Annotated in this window: 17 protein-coding genes; 16 read left to right on the top strand and 1 reads right to left on the bottom strand. The window is 70.2% G+C overall.

The genetic code is table 11. The features are described from left to right. Positions 1-3: 3 nt before the first annotated feature. From BGP73_RS15750 to BGP73_RS15695, 12 genes are all read left to right on the top strand, one after another. On the top strand, positions 4-660 hold the full coding sequence (locus tag BGP73_RS15750) for an arsenate reductase/protein-tyrosine-phosphatase family protein (protein WP_069815426.1): 657 nt from the start codon (positions 4-6) through the stop codon (positions 658-660). A gap of 173 nt (positions 661-833) precedes the next feature. Further along, complete coding sequence (locus tag BGP73_RS15745) at positions 834-2,189, top strand: MraY family glycosyltransferase (RefSeq protein WP_069815271.1); 1,356 nt, start codon at positions 834-836, stop codon at positions 2,187-2,189. Between the two features lie 280 nt (positions 2,190-2,469). Beyond that, on the top strand, positions 2,470-2,904 hold the full coding sequence (locus BGP73_RS15740) for a hypothetical protein (protein WP_139134571.1): 435 nt from the start codon (positions 2,470-2,472) through the stop codon (positions 2,902-2,904). Between the two features lie 360 nt (positions 2,905-3,264). Beyond that, complete coding sequence (atpB, locus tag BGP73_RS15735; RefSeq protein ID WP_069815267.1) at positions 3,265-3,987, top strand: F0F1 ATP synthase subunit A; 723 nt, start codon at positions 3,265-3,267, stop codon at positions 3,985-3,987. Positions 3,988-4,053: 66 nt separating this feature from the next. Beyond that, positions 4,054-4,290 (top strand): ATP synthase F0 subunit C, encoded by a 237-nt coding sequence (locus BGP73_RS15730; RefSeq protein ID WP_280138179.1) that lies wholly within the window; start codon positions 4,054-4,056, stop codon positions 4,288-4,290. Positions 4,291-4,295: 5 nt separating this feature from the next. Continuing rightward, the gene (locus tag BGP73_RS15725) at positions 4,296-4,865 is read left to right on the top strand and encodes a F0F1 ATP synthase subunit B (RefSeq protein WP_079127570.1); all 570 of its coding nucleotides are present in this window, start codon (positions 4,296-4,298) and stop codon (positions 4,863-4,865) included. Then, positions 4,862-5,677, top strand: coding sequence for a F0F1 ATP synthase subunit delta (locus BGP73_RS15720; protein ID WP_069815263.1), 816 nt, complete (start codon positions 4,862-4,864; stop codon positions 5,675-5,677). Before BGP73_RS15725 ends, BGP73_RS15720 begins: the two co-directional genes overlap by 4 nt. 127 nt (positions 5,678-5,804) lie before the next feature. Continuing rightward, complete coding sequence (atpA, locus tag BGP73_RS15715; protein ID WP_069815261.1) at positions 5,805-7,376, top strand: F0F1 ATP synthase subunit alpha; 1,572 nt, start codon at positions 5,805-5,807, stop codon at positions 7,374-7,376. A 2-nt stretch (positions 7,377-7,378) separates the two neighbouring features. After that, positions 7,379-8,308, top strand: coding sequence for a F0F1 ATP synthase subunit gamma (locus tag BGP73_RS15710; protein WP_069815259.1), 930 nt, complete (start codon positions 7,379-7,381; stop codon positions 8,306-8,308). A 2-nt stretch (positions 8,309-8,310) separates the two neighbouring features. Beyond that, positions 8,311-9,750, top strand: a complete 1,440-nt coding sequence (gene atpD, locus BGP73_RS15705) for a F0F1 ATP synthase subunit beta (protein ID WP_069815249.1) — start codon at positions 8,311-8,313, stop codon at positions 9,748-9,750. A 123-nt stretch (positions 9,751-9,873) separates the two neighbouring features. After that, positions 9,874-10,251, top strand: a complete 378-nt coding sequence (locus BGP73_RS15700; RefSeq protein WP_069815246.1) for a F0F1 ATP synthase subunit epsilon — start codon at positions 9,874-9,876, stop codon at positions 10,249-10,251. A 124-nt stretch (positions 10,252-10,375) separates the two neighbouring features. Then, a complete protein-coding gene (locus BGP73_RS15695; protein ID WP_069815244.1) occupies positions 10,376-10,825 on the top strand; it encodes a DUF2550 domain-containing protein in 450 nt (149 codons plus the stop codon). A gap of 225 nt (positions 10,826-11,050) precedes the next feature. Here BGP73_RS15695 and BGP73_RS15690 read toward each other — a convergent pair whose 3' ends face one another. After that, a complete protein-coding gene (locus tag BGP73_RS15690; protein WP_069815243.1) occupies positions 11,051-11,623 on the bottom strand; it encodes a cob(I)yrinic acid a,c-diamide adenosyltransferase in 573 nt (190 codons plus the stop codon). A 276-nt stretch (positions 11,624-11,899) separates the two neighbouring features. Here BGP73_RS15690 and BGP73_RS15685 point away from each other — a divergent pair, with 276 nt between their 5' ends. The 4 genes from BGP73_RS15685 to BGP73_RS15670 all read left to right on the top strand — a co-directional run bounded on the left by BGP73_RS15685 (position 11,900) and on the right by BGP73_RS15670 (position 17,484). Beyond that, on the top strand, positions 11,900-12,748 hold the full coding sequence (locus tag BGP73_RS15685) for a 3-hydroxyacyl-CoA dehydrogenase family protein (protein ID WP_069815241.1): 849 nt from the start codon (positions 11,900-11,902) through the stop codon (positions 12,746-12,748). A 136-nt stretch (positions 12,749-12,884) separates the two neighbouring features. Then, positions 12,885-13,208 carry an STAS domain-containing protein gene (locus BGP73_RS15680; protein WP_069815239.1) on the top strand — a complete coding sequence of 108 codons (324 nt, stop codon included), beginning with the start codon at positions 12,885-12,887 and terminating at the stop codon, positions 13,206-13,208. Positions 13,209-13,491: 283 nt separating this feature from the next. Beyond that, complete coding sequence (locus BGP73_RS15675) at positions 13,492-16,089, top strand: ATP-binding protein (protein ID WP_069815237.1); 2,598 nt, start codon at positions 13,492-13,494, stop codon at positions 16,087-16,089. A 186-nt stretch (positions 16,090-16,275) separates the two neighbouring features. Continuing rightward, positions 16,276-17,484 carry an NAD(P)/FAD-dependent oxidoreductase gene (locus BGP73_RS15670; protein ID WP_069815235.1) on the top strand — a complete coding sequence of 403 codons (1,209 nt, stop codon included), beginning with the start codon at positions 16,276-16,278 and terminating at the stop codon, positions 17,482-17,484. Position 17,485: the final 1 nt, after the last annotated feature.

The raw sequence follows: 17,485 nt of genomic DNA, 5'->3' as shown, positions 1-17,485 counted from the left end.
GACCTGCAGGCGCGTGGGACGGCGGTCCAGGAGAACGACGGCCAGGGGCCGGACGACACCTTCCGCATCCTCCACGTCAGCACCGGCAACGTCTGCCGCTCGCCGATCACCGAGCGGCTGACCCGGCACGCCCTGGCCGAGCGCCTGGGGCCGGCCCGTGCCGACGCCGTGCTCGTGGAGAGCGCGGGCACCTGGGGACACGAGGGCGCCCCGATGGAGACACACGCCGCCGCGGTCCTCACCGACCTCGGCGCCGACCCGGCGGGCTTCGTCGGCCGTGAACTCCTCGACGAGCACGTGATACGCGCCGACCTCGTCCTCACCGCCACCCGGGACCACCGGGCCCAGGTGATCTCCATGGGGCACTCCGCGGGGCTGCGCACCTTCACGCTCAAGGAGTTCACCCGACTCGTGCGGGCCATAGACCCGGCCACCCTGCCGGACCCCGAGCCGGAGGGGGCGGTGGTCGTCCGGGCCCGGGCGCTGGTCCGCGCCGCGGCCGCGCTCCGCGGCTGGCTGCTGGCCCCCAGCCCGGACGCCGACGAGGTGCACGACCCCTACGGCGCGCCGATCACCTACTTCCGCAGCATCGGGGCGGAGATCCAGCAGGCCCTCGATCCGGTGGTCACCGCGCTCACCGGGATCGACGGCCGGGAATGAGAGCCGCGTCGCCGCCCGGTCGCACAGTGTGCAACCATCCCCGGTACCCGTACGTCCCAGGGGCGTGAGCAGCGGTAGGACACCCGGGGCCGGGGTGCTTCCACACAGAGCCCTCACCGCCGGGAGGGCTAGGGTGTTTGTGTGATGGCCGGCGATACCTCCGAGGAACTGGCGTGCGTGAATACCTGCTGACGCTCTGCGTCACGGCAGCGGTCACCTACCTGCTGACCGGACCGGTGCGGAAGTTCGCGATCGCGGCGGGCGCGATGCCGGCGATCCGGGCGCGAGACGTCCACCGCGAGCCGACCCCGCGTCTCGGCGGCATCGCGATGTTCGGCGGGCTCTGCGCCGGCCTGCTGGTCGCCGCGCACCTGTTCAACGTGGGCAAGGTCTTCGAACTCTCCAACGAGCCGCGGGCGCTCCTCTCCGGTGCCGGACTGATCTGGCTGCTCGGGGTGCTCGACGACAAGTGGGGCGTGGACGCCCTGCTGAAGCTCGGCGGGCAGATGATCGCCGCCGGTGTGATGGTGATGCAGGGGCTGACGATCCTCTGGATCCCGGTGCCCGGGGTGGGGTCGGTCTCGCTGACGCCGGTGCAGGGCACCCTGCTGACCGTGGCGCTGGTGCTGATCACCATCAACGCGGTGAACTTCGTCGACGGCCTGGACGGGCTGGCCGCGGGCATGGTCTGCATCGCCGCGCTGGCGTTCTTCATGTACTCCTACCGCGTCTGGTACGGCTACGGCGTGGAGGCGGCCGCCCCCGCCACCCTCTTCGCGGTCATCCTGATGGGCATGTGCCTGGGCTTCCTGCCGCACAACATGCACCCCGCGCGGATCTTCATGGGCGACTCGGGCTCGATGCTGATCGGACTGGTGCTGGCCGCCGGAGCGATCTCCATCACCGGGCAGGTGGACCCTGACGCGCTGCAGGTCTTCGCCGGCTCCGAGAGCGCGGCGGTCAAGGCCACGGTGCCGGTCTACATCCCCCTGCTGCTGCCGCTCAGCATCATCGCGGTGCCGGTCGCGGACCTCGTCCTGGCCGTGGTGCGGCGCACCTGGAACGGCCAGTCGCCGTTCGCTGCCGACCGTGGCCACCTCCACCACCGACTGCTGGAGATCGGGCACTCGCACAGCCGCGCCGTGCTGATCATGTACTTCTGGTCGGCGCTGATCGCCTTCGGTGCGGTCGCCTACTCGGTCAACTCCGGCAGTGCGCTGCTGGTGCTGGTAGTGATCCTGGCGCTCAGTGCGGTGGGCCTGTTCATGCTGCTGCTGCCGCGCTTCACCCCACGCGTTCCGCACTGGGCGTACTCCCTGGTGCCGCCCCGGTACCGGCGTCCGGCCGGAGCGCCGGCGATGGACTCGGGGGAAGCGGCCGAGGGGGCCGGTGAGGGTGGTGCGGCCGGCGTTCGGAGCACAGGGGAGAGTGGCTCCCCGCGGAGTGCGCCCCGGAGCGCCAACGGGGCGCACGCGTTGGGCAGCAGAGCAGCGAAGTCAGGGCGTGAGCAGCGCAGCCACGTAGGCTGAGAACAGCCATGTAGGGTGAAAGAGAGCGAACTTAGGCCCGCTTTGCGCTGCTATGTGATATGGGGCATAGAGCCAGTGGGCCGGACGCGTGAACCCTTGTGATACCTTGCACAAGCGCCGGAGGGGAGCTCCTACCCGAGTCACCGTCAGCGGTCGACCATCCGTCCACGGTGATCCGGACCAGCACCCTCGGGGCGTCCTCGCACACTCGCCCAAGAACCACGACGTCCTCGGAGACGCCATGTCCCAAGCCACGCAGCGTAGCGTGCCGGGCCGAGCCGTGACCGTGAGCGAAGCCATGCTCAAGGTGCTGCGGATCGGTCTCCTCGGCGCTCTCGCGGCCGCGGTGTTGGCGGGCGCCATCGGCTACGGAGTGGACGGCGGGGCCGGGTTGGCGGGTGGTCTGCTGGGCATCGCCGTACCCGTGGGGTTCCTCGGCGTCACCGCCGTCGTCGGTCTGGTGACCGCGCGACTGGCCCCGCAGCAGCTGGGAGCCGCTGTCCTGGGTTCTTGGTTGGTCAAGATCATTCTTCTTGTCATCGTGCTCTGGGTGCTCCAGGGGCAGGACTTCTCCCGCTGGATGTTCTTCGGCGCGTTCCTGGTGGGCACCTTCGGCTTCCTCGGCTTGGAGGCGTCCGTACTGTTCCGCTCCCGTCTCGCCTACGTCGAGATCCGGGCTGAGCAGGGCGGCGACTCCGGGGGAGGGGGGCGGTGACGGGTAAAGTAAAGCGTTGGTATATTCGTGGGGCGGAAAGCAGTTGCTGGGCGGGCCGGAACGGCAGCTCTCAGGGACTGACCCCTCATCGTCGGTCCGGGCCGGACATGCCGGGCGTGGAAGCGCCGGGCTCCGACATGGCAGCGCGCCGGAGGCACGACTTCCTGATCGGACCGGCTGCCGGTTACACCGGCGTGCGACCAACCCTGTTTGTCATGTACGGCTGCAGCTGAAGCTACCTTCGGCCCTTCAAATCTGGAGCAAACGCTGAACGCGCATGCGCTGACCCAAACGCCGCTCGCAGCGGACAACGGCGGCGGCTTCCACGCGCCGTCCATCGCCGATTTCTTCCCCGACGCGGTGCTGTTCGAGGGAACGATCTTCGAGCTTACTCGTATCCGCATCGCCCTCGTGCTGATGACGCTGCTGATCGCGGCGCTGTTCGCCATCGCCATGCGCAACCCGCAGCGCGTGCCGCGCGGCGGGCAGAACGTGGCTGAAGTCGCCATCGACTTCGTCCGCAACACGGTCGCCTCGGAGAGCCTGGGCAAGAAGGAGGGGAACCGGTACCTCCCGTACCTGGTGACCCTCTTCTTCTTCGTCCTCGGCGCCAACGTCCTCGCCATCACGCCCGGTGTGGACATCGCGGCGAGCTCCACGATCGGGCTCCCGTTCCTGCTCGCCATGCTGACCTGGCTGATCTACCACGTGCAGGGCATCCGCGAGCACGGCGTCTTCGGCTACATCAAGGTGCAGACCGTCGTACCGGGCGTCCCCAAGCTGCTCGCGCCGGTGGTGATCCTCCTGGAGGCCCTCCAGGCGCTGATCATCCGGCCGTTCTCGCTGATGCTGCGACTGATGGCCAACATGATGGCCGGGCACATCCTGCTCGTCCTGTTCTTCAGCGGCGCCTCGTACCTGCTGCTGCACGGCGAGGGGCTGCTCCCCGTCGCCGGTGCGGGATCCGCGGTGATGGGCCTTCTCTTCACCGGCTTCGAACTCTTCGTCGCAGCGCTGCAGGCATACATCTTCACGCTGCTCACCGCGATGTACATCAACATGGCGATCGGCCACGAACACTGACCTCGCGGACTGACCCGACGTGGCGGCAACTCCCCGTCGTCACGCCACACCATGGAAGGAAACACAGTGAGCAACATCCTTGCCGCGACCAACGCCGTCTCGGGTAACCTCAACGCCATCGGTTACGGCCTTGCGGCTATCGGCCCCGGCATCGGCCTCGGCATCATGGTCGGCAAGACCATCGAGGGTATGGCCCGCCAGCCTGAGGCGGCCCCGCTGCTCCGCAGCACCATGTTCCTCGGTCTCGCCTTCATCGAGGTTCTCGCCCTGATCGGCCTTGTCGCCGGCTTCCTCTTCAAGTGATCACGATGATGACGACGACACCGCTGGCCGCGAAGACGCCTGAGGGTCTTGAGATCCTCTTCCCGGCCGGACCAGACCTTTTCTGGGGCGCCGTCTGCTTCGTCATCCTCTTCGGCGTCCTGTGGAAGCTCGTGCTTCCCAAGGCCCAGAAGGCGCTGGCGGACCGCACGGATGCCATCGAGGGCGGGATCGAGCGCGCCGAGGCCGCCCAGGCCGAGGCCGAGAGCGTGCTGGAGCAGTACAAGGCCCAGCTCGCCGAGGCGCGGCACGAGGCCGCGCGCCTGCGCCAGGAGGCGCAGGAGCAGGGCGCCGCGCTGATCGCCGAGATGCGCGCCGAGGGCCAGCGGCAGCGTGAGGAGATCATCGCCGCCGGCCACGCCCAGGTCGAGATCGACCGCAAGCAGGCCGCGCGCCTGCTGCGCCAGGACGTGGGCAAGCTCGCCACCGACCTGGCCAGCAAGGTCGTCGGGGAGTCCCTCGAGGACCAGGCCCGGCAGAGCCGTGTGATCGACCGCTTCCTCGACCAGCTCGACAACGAGGACGACGGCGCGACGAAGGCCGAGGCCAGCCGATGAACGGAGCGAGCCGCGAGGCACTGGCCTCCGCGCGCGAGCGTCTCGAGGCGCTGACGGACAGCACGTCCGTCGACCCCGCGAAGCTCGCCGAGGAGCTGGCCGCCGTCACGAGCCTGCTCGACCGTGAGGTGTCCCTGCGTCGGGTCCTCACCGACCCGGCGCAGTCGGGCACCCGCAAGGCGGAACTGGCCCAGCGTCTGCTGGGCGGCCAGGTCGGCGGCGAGACCTCCGATCTCGTCTCCGGCATGGTCCGGTCCCGCTGGTCGAGCTCGCGCGACCTGGTGGACGGGATCGAGGAGCTGGCGGACACCGCCGACCTCATCGCGGCCGAGCGGGCGGGCACGCTGGACGACGTCGAGGACGAGCTGTTCCGGTTCAGCCGGATCGTCTCCTCCTCGCCGGAGCTGCGTTCCGCCCTGACCGACCAGCGCGCCGGCGAAGCGGCCAAGGCCGAACTACTGAACAGGCTGCTGAACGGGCGGACCTCGCCGGTCACCGAGCGTCTGGTGGTGCGCCTTGTCGCACAGCCGCGTGGACGTAGTCTTGAAGGAGGGCTGGACGCCCTCACCAAGCTGTCCGCAGCGCGTCGGAACCGGGTGGTGGCCGTGGTCACCTCGGCGGTGCCCCTCAGCGACCAGCAGAAAGAGCGTCTCGGTGCGGGCCTGGCCCGGCTCTACGGCCGGCAGGTCCACCTGAACCTCGACGTGGACCCGGCGGTCCTCGGCGGGGTCTCGGTGCGCATCGGTGACGAGGTCATCAACGGGACCGTCGCGGACCGCCTGGACAGGGCGACCCGGCGGATGACCGGCTGACCGGCCAGCAACAGAAGAAGCAGTTTCGCGGCCCGCGTTGGGCCGTAGCCGCTGTGACATCTCGGGGGGCGACCCCCGTAACCCCCAGAGAACACTTCGGGCCCAACAAGGAGAGCAGGGAACCCAGATGGCGGAGCTCACGATCCGGCCGGAGGAGATCCGGGACGCGCTGGAGAACTTCGTCCAGGCGTACGAGCCGGACGCGGCCTCGCGCGAGGAGGTCGGTACGGTCAGCGTTGCCGGCGACGGCATCGCGAAGATCGAGGGACTGCCCTCGACCATGGCGAACGAGCTGCTGAAGTTCGAGGACGGCACCCTCGGCCTCGCCCTCAACCTCGAGGAGCGCGAGATCGGTGCGGTCGTCCTCGGCGAGTTCAGCGGGATCGAGGAGGGGCAGTCGGTCAACCGCACCGGCGAGGTCCTCTCCGTCCCGGTCGGCGAGGGATACCTCGGCCGGGTCGTGGACCCGCTGGGCAGCCCGATCGACGGCCTCGGCGAGATCGAGTCGGAGGGCCGCCGCGCCCTGGAGCTGCAGGCTCCCACGGTGATGCAGCGCAAGTCGGTGCACGAGCCGATGGAGACCGGCTACAAGGCCGTCGACGCGATGACCCCGATCGGCCGCGGACAGCGCCAGCTGATCATCGGCGACCGGCAGACCGGCAAGACCGCTCTCTGCGTCGACACCATCATCAACCAGCGCGACAACTGGCGCTCGGGCGACCCGGAGAAGCAGGTCCGCTGCATCTACGTCGCCGTCGGCCAGAAGGGCTCCACCATCGCCTCGGTGCGCGGCGCCCTGGAGGAGGCCGGTGCGCTGGAGTACACCACCATCGTCGCCGCTCCGGCGTCCGACCCGGCGGGCTTCAAGTACCTGGCCCCCTACACCGGCTCCGCCATCGGCCAGCACTGGATGTACCAGGGCAAGCACGTCCTGATCGTCTTCGACGACCTCTCGAAGCAGGCCGACGCCTACCGCGCCGTCTCCCTGCTGCTACGCCGCCCGCCGGGCCGTGAGGCCTACCCGGGTGACGTCTTCTACCTGCACTCCCGGCTGCTGGAGCGCTGCGCCAAGCTCTCCGACGAACTGGGCAAGGGCTCGATGACCGGCCTGCCGATCGTCGAGACCAAGGCGAACGACGTCTCGGCGTTCATTCCGACCAACGTCATCTCCATCACCGACGGCCAGTGCTTCCTGGAGTCGGACCTGTTCAACGCTGGTCAGCGGCCGGCGCTGAACGTCGGTATCTCCGTCTCCCGAGTCGGCGGTTCGGCCCAGCACAAGGCGATGAAGCAGGTCTCCGGGCGGCTCCGGGTCGACCTCGCGCAGTTCCGTGAGCTGGAGGCGTTCGCCGCCTTCGGTTCCGACCTGGACGACGCCTCCAAGGCGGCGCTCGCCCGTGGACAGCGCATGGTGGAGCTGCTCAAGCAGGGCCAGTACGCGCCGTTCTCCACCGAGGACGAGGTCGTCTCCATCTGGGCCGGCACCACCGGCAAGATGGACGACGTGCCGGTCGAGGACATCCGTCGCTTCGAGCGGGAGCTGCTGGACTACCTCCACCGCGAGCACAAGGGCCTGATGACCAGCATCGTCGAGGGCGGCAAGATGTCCGACGACACCCTCACGGCGCTCGGTGACGCGGTGGAGACCTTCAAGAAGCAGTTCGAGACCTCGGACGGCAAGCTGCTGGGCGAGGCCTGAGCATGGGTGCCCAGACCAGGGTCTACAAGCGGCGGATCAAATCCGTCACTGCGACCAAGAAGATCACCAGGGCGATGGAGATGATCGCCGCCTCGCGCATCGTCAAGGCGCAGCGCAAGGTGGCCGCCTCCGAGCCGTACGCGAAGGAGCTCACCCGCGCGGTGACCGCCGTCGCGTCCGGTGCCCAGACCGAGCACCGCCTGCTCAAGGAGGCCGAGAACCCCAAGCGCGCCGCGGTGCTCCTGATCACCAGCGACCGGGGTCTGGCCGGCGGCTACAACTCCAACGCCATCAAGGCCGCGGAGGCGCTCACCAACCGGCTGGCCGGCGAGGGCAAGGAAGTCGTCCACCACGTCATCGGCCGCAAGGGCGTGACGTACTACGACTTCCGGCAGCGCCCGGTCGAGAAGAGCTGGATCGGCTTCTCGGACAGCCCGGAGTACGCGGACGCGAAGCAGGTCGCGGCTCCGCTGATCGAGGCGATCACCCGGGACACCGAGACCGAGGGCGGCGTCGACGAGCTGTACATCGTCTACACCGAGTTCGTCTCGATGATGACGCAGTCGCCGGTGGAGCGCCGGATGCTGCCGCTCACCGAGGACGCCGTGGCCGCAGAGGGCGCGAAACTCGAGAAGGGCTCGGAGGTCCTCCCGCTCTACGAGTTCGAGCCATCGGCCGAGGATGTGCTGGACGCGCTGCTGCCGCGGTACGTCGAGAGCCGCATCTACAACGCACTGCTCCAGGCGGCGGCGTCGAAGCACGCGGCCACCCGCCGTGCGATGAAGTCGGCGACCGACAACGCCGAGGAGCTCATCAAGTCGCTGACGCGGCTAGCCAACGCGGCCCGACAGGCCGACATCACCCAGGAAATCAGCGAGATCGTCGGTGGCGCGAGCGCACTGGCCGACGCTTCTGCGGGGAGTGACCGATAACCATGACCACCACTGTTGAGACGGTCGCGACCGGCCGCGTGGCACGGGTCATCGGCCCGGTCGTCGACGTGGAGTTCCCCGTCGACGCCATGCCGGAGATCTACAACGCGCTGACCGTGCAGGTCGCCGACCCGTCGGCGGACGGCGAACTGAAGACCCTGACCCTCGAGGTCGCCCAGCACCTCGGTGAGGGGCTGGTCCGCGCGATCTCCATGGAGCCGACCGACGGCCTGGTCCGCCAGGCCTCGGTGACGGACACCGGTGAGGGCATCACCGTGCCCGTCGGCGATGTGACCAAGGGCCGGGTGTTCAACACCCTGGGCCACATCCTGAACGAGCCGGAGGCCGAGTCCGAGGTCACCGAGCGGTGGCCGATCCACCGCAAGGCCCCCGACTTCGACCAGCTCGAGTCCAAGACCGAGATGTTCGAGACCGGCCTGAAGGTCGTCGACCTCCTCACCCCGTACGTCAAGGGTGGAAAGATCGGCCTGTTCGGTGGCGCGGGTGTGGGCAAGACCGTCCTCATCCAGGAGATGATCATGCGTGTGGCCAAGCTGCACGAGGGCGTCTCCGTGTTCGCCGGTGTCGGTGAGCGCACCCGTGAGGGCAACGACCTCATCGAGGAGATGGCCGAGTCCGGCGTGCTGCCGCAGACCGCGCTCGTCTTCGGCCAGATGGACGAGCCTCCGGGCACCCGTCTGCGGGTCGCGCTGGCCGGTCTGACCATGGCGGAGTACTTCCGCGATGTGCAGAAGCAGGACGTGCTGTTCTTCATCGACAACATCTTCCGCTTCACCCAGGCCGGTTCCGAGGTCTCCACGCTGCTCGGCCGGATGCCCTCCGCGGTGGGCTACCAGCCGAACCTCGCGGACGAGATGGGCCTCCTCCAGGAGCGCATCACCTCCACCCGTGGCCACTCGATCACCTCGATGCAGGCGATCTACGTGCCCGCGGACGACCTCACCGACCCGGCGCCGGCGACCACCTTCGCCCACCTGGACGCCACCACGGTGCTCTCCCGGCCGATCTCCGAGAAGGGCATCTACCCGGCGGTGGACCCGCTGGACTCCACCTCCCGGATCCTGGACCCGCGGTACATCTCGCAGGAGCACTACGACTGCGCCATGCGCGTCAAGGGCATCCTGCAGAAGTACAAGGACCTCCAGGACATCATCGCCATCCTCGGTATGGACGAGCTCGGTGAGGAGGACAAGCTCACCGTGAACCGCGCCCGGCGGATCGAGCGCTTCCTGTCGCAGAACACCCACGCGGCGAAGCAGTTCACCGGTCTGGACGGGTCGGACGTCCCGCTGGACGAGTCGATCGCGGCGTTCAACGCGATCGCCGACGGCGAGTACGACCACTTCCCGGAGCAGGCGTTCTTCATGTGCGGTGGCCTGGACGACCTCAAGGCCAAGGCCAAGGAGCTCGGCGTCTCCTGACGCACCCGGTGACCGGGGGCGGTCCTCGCCCCCGGTCACCGAGCGAGGTGCGAACTCGCTATTCTTTAATCCACAGTCCCTTTCCGGACACCTGCCACGGCAGGTAAGAACCGAGGAGCCACGTTGGCTGCTGAGCTGCACGTCGAGCTGGTCGCCGCGGACCGCAGTGTCTGGTCCGGCGAGGCCACCCTTGTCGTCGCGCGCACCACCTCGGGTGACATCGGCGTCATGCCCGGCCACCAGCCGCTGCTCGGTGTGTTGGAGTCCGGCCCGGTGAACATCCGCACGAGCGACGGCGGCACGGTCGTCGCCGCGGTGCACGGCGGCTTCATCTCCTTCGCCGATGACAAGCTCTCGCTGCTCGCCGAGGTCGCGGAACTCTCCGAGGAGATCGACGTCGCGCGCGCCGAGCGGGCGCTGGAGATCGCGAAGTCGGAGACGAACAAGGCCGCCGAGCGGCGCGCGGAGGTACGACTGGCCGCTGCCATCGGCGGTGGCTGATCACGCCCGGCGACACATACGCACCTCAGCCGCGGACTGCCCGGAAAACTCCGGGAGGGTCCGCGGCTGAGGTAGTGCAAGAGGTCATACTGGTCCCGGAGACAAGGCGAGGAGGTCGGTGCGGATGGCCCTCGCTCTGGGGGTGAGCGGCGCGTTCGTCGCGCTGGTGCTGTTGGGGCTCTTCGTCTTCGGTCTGCGGAGGCGACTGATCCAGCGGTCAGGCGGAACGTTTGACTGCAGTGTGCGCTGGGACGTGACCGCCGAAGAAGCCGAGGCGAACGGCAAGGGCTGGGCCTACGGCGTGGCCCGCTACAACGGTGACCAGGTCGAGTGGTTCCGGATCTTCTCCTATGCGCCCCGCCCCAGGCGCATCCTGGAACGCTCCGAGATCGAGGTGCTCGCCCGGCGTACCCCGCGTGGCGAGGAGGAGCTGGCGCTGCTCTCGGACTCGGTGGTGCTCGGGTGTCTGCACCGCTCCACCCGACTGGAACTGGCGATGAGCGAGGACGCGCTGACCGGCTTCCTCGCCTGGTTGGAAGCCGCACCTCCCGGCCAGCGGGTCAACGTGGCCTGAGGCCGGCAGAGCCTCGGGAACGGAGCCTCCAGGCCGATGCGGCCGAGGTGTCCGAGCCGGTCACGGTGCCCGTGTCCCCGGAGTCCGGAGTGCGCGGGCCGTCGAGTGAGGGACGCCCCGCGCCGGGTCCGAGTGCGTCCGGCTTGCCCCAGTCGGGGAGGCGCCGGCCGTGGCTGCCGGCCGGCGCCCCGGGCGCTTCCGCGGAGATCAGCCCGGTGGTGGGGGTCAGCGTTCTCCGCCCGGTACCCAGAGGACGTCCCCGAGCTCTCGGTTCGCCGTCCTGGCGAGGATGAACAGCAGGTCGGAGAGGCGGTTGAGGTAGGTCGCGGTGAGCGCGTTCATGGTCTCCCCGTGCTCCTCCAGCGCTGCCCAGGTCGAGCGCTCCGCTCGGCGGACCACGGTGCAGGCCTGGTGGAGCAGCGCGGCCCCGGCGGTGCCGCCCGGCAGGATGAAGCTGCGGAGCTTCTCCAGGCCCTTCAGGAAGCGGTCGCAGTCCGCCTCCAGCTTGTCGACATAGGACTGCTCGACGCGGAGCGGTGGGTACTCCGGGTTCTCGACCACCGGTGTGGCCAGATCCGCGCCGACATCGAACAGGTCGTTCTGCACTCGGGTGAGGACCTTGACCACCTCCTCGGAGAGCGAGCCCAGCGCGATCGCCGTGCCGATGACCGCATTGGCCTCGTTGGCGTCGGCGTAGGCGGCGATCCGCAGGTCGGTCTTGGCGGTGCGGCTCATGTCGCCCAGAGCGGTGGTGCCGTCATCACCGGTGCGGGTGTAGATGCGCGTCAGGTTGACCATGCCCGGAGCTTACGGGGTGGCTCCCGCTCCCAGGCGGACCCTCCGGACCTCCACCGCGGCGCCGTCCCCGGGGTCTCCGGGCGGGGCGGCCGGCGTCCTCCGCGGCCTGCACCGCAGCCGGACGGGGCCTCAACTCCGTTGCCGACGGCGGGAGACGGCGAACCCGATGTGATGTCCGTCATGTGAGACGTGACGCGCATCTCTTCTCGTTCTCCTGGGCGCGCCGGGGCACTAAGGTCCGCGTAACAGACATGAACAGCGCGTAAGGGGAGTGCATTGGCCAGGAAGCTCGCCGTCATCGGAGCCGGACTCATGGGGTCCGGTATCGCCCAGGTCTCGGCTCAGGCGGGCTGGGACGTCGTCCTCCGCGACATCACCGACGAGGCGCTCTCCCGGGGCATGGACGGCATCAAGGCCTCGTACGACAAGTTCGTGTCGAAGGGGAAGCTGGCGGAAGCGGACGCCGAGGCCGCGCTCGGGCGGATCACCACCACCACCGAGCTGGAAGCGGTGGCGGACGCCGACGTCGTCGTCGAGGCCGTCTTCGAGAAGATCGAGGTCAAGCAGGAGATCTTCCGGGCCCTCGACGGCCTCGCCAAGGACGGCGCGGTGCTGGCGTCCAACACCTCGGCCATTCCGATCACCAAGATCGCCGCGGTGACCGAGCGGCCGGAGAGCGTGGTCGGCACGCACTTCTTCTCGCCGGTCCCGATGATGGCGCTCTGCGAGCTGGTGCGCGGCTACAAGACCAGTGACGAAACCCTGGCCAGTGCCCGGGAGTTCGCCGAGAGCACCGGCAAGACCTGCATCGTGGTCAACCGCGACGTGGCCGGGTTCGTCACCACGCGGCTCATCTCGGCGCTCGTCGTCGAGGCGGTGAAGCTGCACGAGTCGGGGGTGGCCACCGCCGAGGACATCGACACCGCCTGCCGTCTCGGCTTCGGACACGCCATGGGGCCGCTGGCCACCGCCGACCTCACCGGTGTGGACATCCTGCTGCACGCCACCGGCAACATCTACACCGAGTCGCAGGACGAGAAGTTCGCTCCGCCGGAGAGCATGCGGCGCATGGTCGACGCGGGCGACATCGGCCGGAAGAGCGGACAGGGCTTTTATCGGCACTGATGTCTGTCATCCCCGAAGGTTCACTCCCAGGGATGATTTCGGTATCGGTTCGCTCACAGGCGGCCACTTTGCCGTGCGAGAGGCAGTCAGTTCTGTAGACCTTGACCATACGAACGCAGCAGATCCGGGAGCACACATGCACATCAGGGGCGACCACTCCGAGCTGGTCGTCGGGGGCCGCCTCGACGTCCACAGCGCGGCGGACGCCCGTACGGCCCTGCACACCGCGGTGGACTCCGGAGACGGCGACCTCGTGCTCGACCTGACCGGACTCGACTCCTGGGACGCCACCGGGCTGGGCGTCATCATGGGGGTCCACCGCAGGGCGGGCCGGGTCAACCGACGGTTGGTACTCCGAGGGGTACCCGCCCAGATGCAACGGCTGCTGGTCGCCACCCGACTGCATCGGATCCTGGCCATCGAGGGCGGCATCGAGACGGAGTCGCTCCCCCGGGTCTGACCCCGGGGAGGCCGGCCGCCGACCGACCGGGAACCCCGGGGGGAGTACGTCGCGGTGGAACAGCGGTCACAACCGTTCCGAAACCGGGAAGAACCGGTCGGTCTGCCACCCCTCGCTGCACGGAGCGGCCGTTACGGTCTAGGGTTCGGATTCCCGACGCAGAGAGACAGGCCGCGACGGGCGCCGGGCCGGAATCGATCGCCCGAAGGCTCCCGACACCCGACGTCCGGAACGGGACCGGCCAGGGGGCGGACGGCACGCGACGCATCTGGGAGCTTCACCGATGGACCCGAACAACCCTGGACCGGACGACTCCGGCCACGAGAGCGACGAGGGCGCCGTGGGCGCGCCGGGTGAGTCCGGTGCCGACCGGTCCGGCGGTTCCGAGCAGCGACCGGTCCGGGCCGTACGGCTCAACGCCGGGGAGTTCCTGCTGACCGTCAACCCCGTCGACGGCAGTGAGATCGAGCCCTGCCCGCCAGGGGAGCGTCCGCCGCAGCCGGAGCGCCGAAGCCCGGAGCAGCGGGAGGCGCGGCAGCGAGCCGCCCGCCCCGCCCTGCCCACCGCGGGCCGCCCCGTGCAGCCGTTGCTGACGGGCCGTGATGAGGAACGGGCCCGGCTGGTCCAGTTGCTCTCCCGGGGCCGCTCGGTGCGGCTCAGCGGCCGGCCCGGTGTCGGGCGCAGCTCGCTGCTGGACGTCGTCGCGGAGGAGTGCGCCGGGCTCGCCCCGGACGGGGTGATACGCCTCTCCGGCCATCGGCGCACCCCCGCCGACCTTCTCTACGAGTTGTTCGCCGTAGTCCACCACGCTCCCCTGTACCGCCCCGACCACGGCGAGCTCACCGAGCTGCTGCGCGAGGTCGGCGCCGTGGTGGTGATCGACGACGTGGAATTCGGCGGGGGCGCGCTGGACGAACTCCTGGACGCCGCACCCGAGTGCGCGTTCCTGGTGGCGGCCACCTCCGACGTACCGCCGCCCGCAGCGGCCTCCTACCTGGAGGAGATGCACCTCTCGGGGCTTCCCCGGGCGCCCTCGCTCGACCTCCTCCAAGGGCTCGTCGGACGGCCGCTCACCGAGGCGGAGACCGAGTGGGCGGCCGGGGTCTGGCGGGAGGCCGAGGGGCTGCCGCTGCGTCTGGTCCAGGCCGCGGCGCTGCTCAGGCAGCGGGACGCCCGTGGCGGGAGCGCCGGCCCCGAGGCACTGGAAACCGACCCACTGCCCGGCCCCGAGGAGTCCGCCGCCCCGGCCGCCCGGCTCGCCTCCGGACTCGGAGCGACGGCGCGCGAGGCGCTGCGGTTCGCCGTGGCGCTCGGCGGTGAGTGCCCGGACCAAGCCCATCTCCCGGCCCTCGCCGGCGACACCCGGGCCGAGGCATCGCTCGGGGAACTGCTCGCGTCCGGTCTGATCAGTCCGGTCGGCACGCACTACCGGCTCGCCCCCGGGGTGCTGGAGCAACTGGAGCGCGCGGGGTACGCCGACGGCGCGGTCGGCCGGGCGCATATCGCCGCCCAGCACTACGCCTGGTGGGCGGGGCACCCCTCGGTCAGCCCGGAGCGCACCGCCGCCGAAGCGGACGCCATCCTCGCGGCGGCCGCCACGTTGCTGGGCGGCCGCGGGGAGTCGGGCAATCCGAGCGCGGCGGTGCTGCTGGCCCGGACGGCCGCGCCGGCCTTCGCCGCCGGATGCCTCTGGAGCGCCTGGGAGCGGGTCCTCCGGCACGGCCAGGAAGCCGCGCGGCTGGCCGGCGAGGTGGCCGAGGAGGCCTACTTCCACCACGAACTGGGTGTGCTGGCCCTGTGCACGGGCAATCTCGAACGGGCCCGCGCGGAGCTGGAGGCATCGATAGGGCTGCGCGGCGTCCTCGCGGACAAACGCGGAGCCGTCGCGGGACGGCGTGCTCTCGCCCTCGTCGGGGACAAGGCGGCCGGGCTCGTCCACGGCGCCCGGGTGGGAGGCGGGGGAGAACCGCCGGAGCCGGACCCCGAGGCGTGGGCGGCGTCGCCGCCCGACGGCATACCCACCGCCGTGCTCCCCTGGGAGACGGACGAAGCGGTCACCGTCGTCAACCAGAGCGCGGCCCCCGTGGGTGAGGAGCCGGCGAAGCCGAGCGACCACCAGCCGGGGAACGGCCGGCTGGCCTTCCTTCGGGGCGCCCGACGGAACATGGTCGCGGTGGGCACCGGGGTGGTGCTGGCCGCGGTGCTCGGCGCGGTGGTGACGCTCGGCACCGTCTACGACGACGACGAGGAGCCCCCGGGCCGGGTCGGATCGGAGCAGTCCGCGGACGCTGAGAACGGCGACGACGACGGTGTCGTGGGCGAGCCGAGCCGGACCTCGGAGAGTGAGCCGGGGCCCAGTGGCAGCGCTTCGGGCGGCACCGAGCCGTCGGAGAGCCCCAGCGCTTCCGAGAGCAGCGGGGAGACCGAGGAACCGACCGACAGCGGAAGCCCCAGCGACTCCAAGCCGACCAAGAGCGGTAAACCCGGTGACTCCGGGGGCCCGGGCGGTGGCGGCGAGAAGCCCACGGACAAGCCGAGCGAGCCGACCGACGAGCCGAGCGAGCCGACCGACGAGCCGAGCGACCCCGGAGAGGAGCCCACTTCACCGCCGCCGACGAGTTCGCCCAGCGGCAGCACGTCCATGAGCGCCACCGAGCCCGCGCCCAGTTCCTCGGGGACCGGAAGCAACACCCCGCCGAGCCCTTCGGCGAGCGCCTCCCGTGAACCCTCCCACCGCACGGAGGGTGCCTCGACGGGGGCACCGACAACCGGGGGCACCTCCACCGCCGGGACGTCCTCCCGGCCCGGCGGCACCGCCTCGGGGACTCCGTCGGACGCGCGCGGCACCGCCCCCACGGCCTCCGGTGGCGCTGTCGGCTAGTCGGCTGCACCACAGGGTTCCGCCGGTGGCGGACCGGCCTGTTGTGCACACCGACCGGCGTCTCCTCCCGATACCGCTGCGTCCACAACTCCGGCCGGACCCCAGCGAAGTGACGTGACTCACATCCGGTCACAGCGGTCGTCCACGCGGTGTCTTGATGCCGAACACCGAAACGGAGGAGGCGCTGTGACTGGAAACATCCACGTGGTCGTGGTCGGCGGCGGATACGCCGGTGTGATGGCCGCGAACCGGATGACGATGCGCGACGACGTGACCGTGACGCTGGTCAACCCGCGCCGGGAATTCGTCCACCGGGTCCGTTTGCACCAACTGGTGGGCGGGTCCGACGCCGCGGTCGTCGCCTACCAGGAGGTCCTGGCCGAGGGAGTCCGGCTGGCGGTCGACACCGTGACCCGGATCGACGCCCCCGCGCGCCGGGTGACGCTGGCGGCCGACGGCAGGCTCGACTACGACTACCTGATATACGCCGTGGGCAGTGGTGGCACCGAACTGAGCGTGCCGGGGGCCGCTGAGTTCGCCCATCCGATCGGCACCCTGGAAGCGGCACAGCGGCTGCGCACGGTCCTCGACGCCGCCCCCGCGGCGGCCCCGGTGACGGTGGTCGGCGCCGGTCCCACGGGCATCGAGACCGCGGCAGAGTTGGCCGAGCAGGGCCGCCGGGTGACCCTGGTCTGTGGCGGGGTCCTCGGCCCCTACCTGCACAGCCGGGGGCGACGCTCGGTCGCGAAGCGGCTTGCCCAGCTGGGCGTTTCGGTCATCGACGGCTCCGGAGCGAAGGTGACGGCGGTGACCCGCGACGCCGTGCGCTTCGCCGACGGCCGCGAGCTGCCGAGCGAGATCACCGTCTGGAGCGTCGGCTTCGGTGTGCCCGACCTCGCCGCGCGCAGCGGGCTGAGCACCGACGCCGTGGGACGCCTGCTCACGGACGAGACGCTGACGAGCATGGACGACCCGCGCATCGTCGCCGCCGGGGACTCGGCGGCACCGTCCGGCCTGCCGCTGCGGATGAGCTGTCTGAACGCGATACCGCTGGGCGCGCGGGCCGCCGACACCGTGCTCAGCCGACTCGCGGGTGATCAGCCGAAGAACCTCCACCAGTCGTTCTACGCCCAGTGCGTCAGCCTGGGCCGGAAAGCGGGTATCTACCAGTTCGCGAACAGGTCCGATGTCGCGGTGTGGCTGCACATCGACGACGGCCTGGGCGCCAGGATCAAGGAACTGGTCTGCAAGGGCATTCCCAAGCACCTGGCGGACGAGGCGAACAAGCCCGGTTCCTTCAGCCTGCACCGCGCTCCGGGAGGCGTCGCGAAACGACGGAAGCTGCTGCGTGCCAGCCGCGCCGAGGTGCGGGCCGCCGTCGATCGGGCAGCGTGAC

This window comes from Streptomyces sp. TP-A0874 (genome assembly GCF_001748085.1).
Lineage (GTDB): Bacteria > Actinomycetota > Actinomycetes > Streptomycetales > Streptomycetaceae > Streptomyces.
The sequence above is the reverse complement of the archived record's forward strand: the minus strand, read 5'-3'. Positions and strand labels throughout refer to the sequence as shown.

Bases quoted from the DNA above. Each gene is read 5' to 3' on its own strand.
- BGP73_RS15725 (WP_079127570.1), top strand. From the start codon at position 4,296: ATGATGACGACGACACCGCTGGCCGCGAAGACGCCTGAGGGTCTTGAG.
- BGP73_RS15720 (WP_069815263.1), top strand. From the start codon at position 4,862: ATGAACGGAGCGAGCCGCGAGGCACTGGCCTCCGCGCGCGAGCGTCTC.
- atpA (WP_069815261.1), top strand. From the start codon at position 5,805: ATGGCGGAGCTCACGATCCGGCCGGAGGAGATCCGGGACGCGCTGGAG.
- BGP73_RS15710 (WP_069815259.1), top strand. From the start codon at position 7,379: ATGGGTGCCCAGACCAGGGTCTACAAGCGGCGGATCAAATCCGTCACT.
- atpD (WP_069815249.1), top strand. From the start codon at position 8,311: ATGACCACCACTGTTGAGACGGTCGCGACCGGCCGCGTGGCACGGGTC.
- BGP73_RS15695 (WP_069815244.1), top strand. From the start codon at position 10,376: ATGGCCCTCGCTCTGGGGGTGAGCGGCGCGTTCGTCGCGCTGGTGCTG.
- BGP73_RS15690 (WP_069815243.1), bottom strand. From the start codon at position 11,623: ATGGTCAACCTGACGCGCATCTACACCCGCACCGGTGATGACGGCACC.
- BGP73_RS15680 (WP_069815239.1), top strand. From the start codon at position 12,885: ATGCACATCAGGGGCGACCACTCCGAGCTGGTCGTCGGGGGCCGCCTC.
- BGP73_RS15675 (WP_069815237.1), top strand. From the start codon at position 13,492: ATGGACCCGAACAACCCTGGACCGGACGACTCCGGCCACGAGAGCGAC.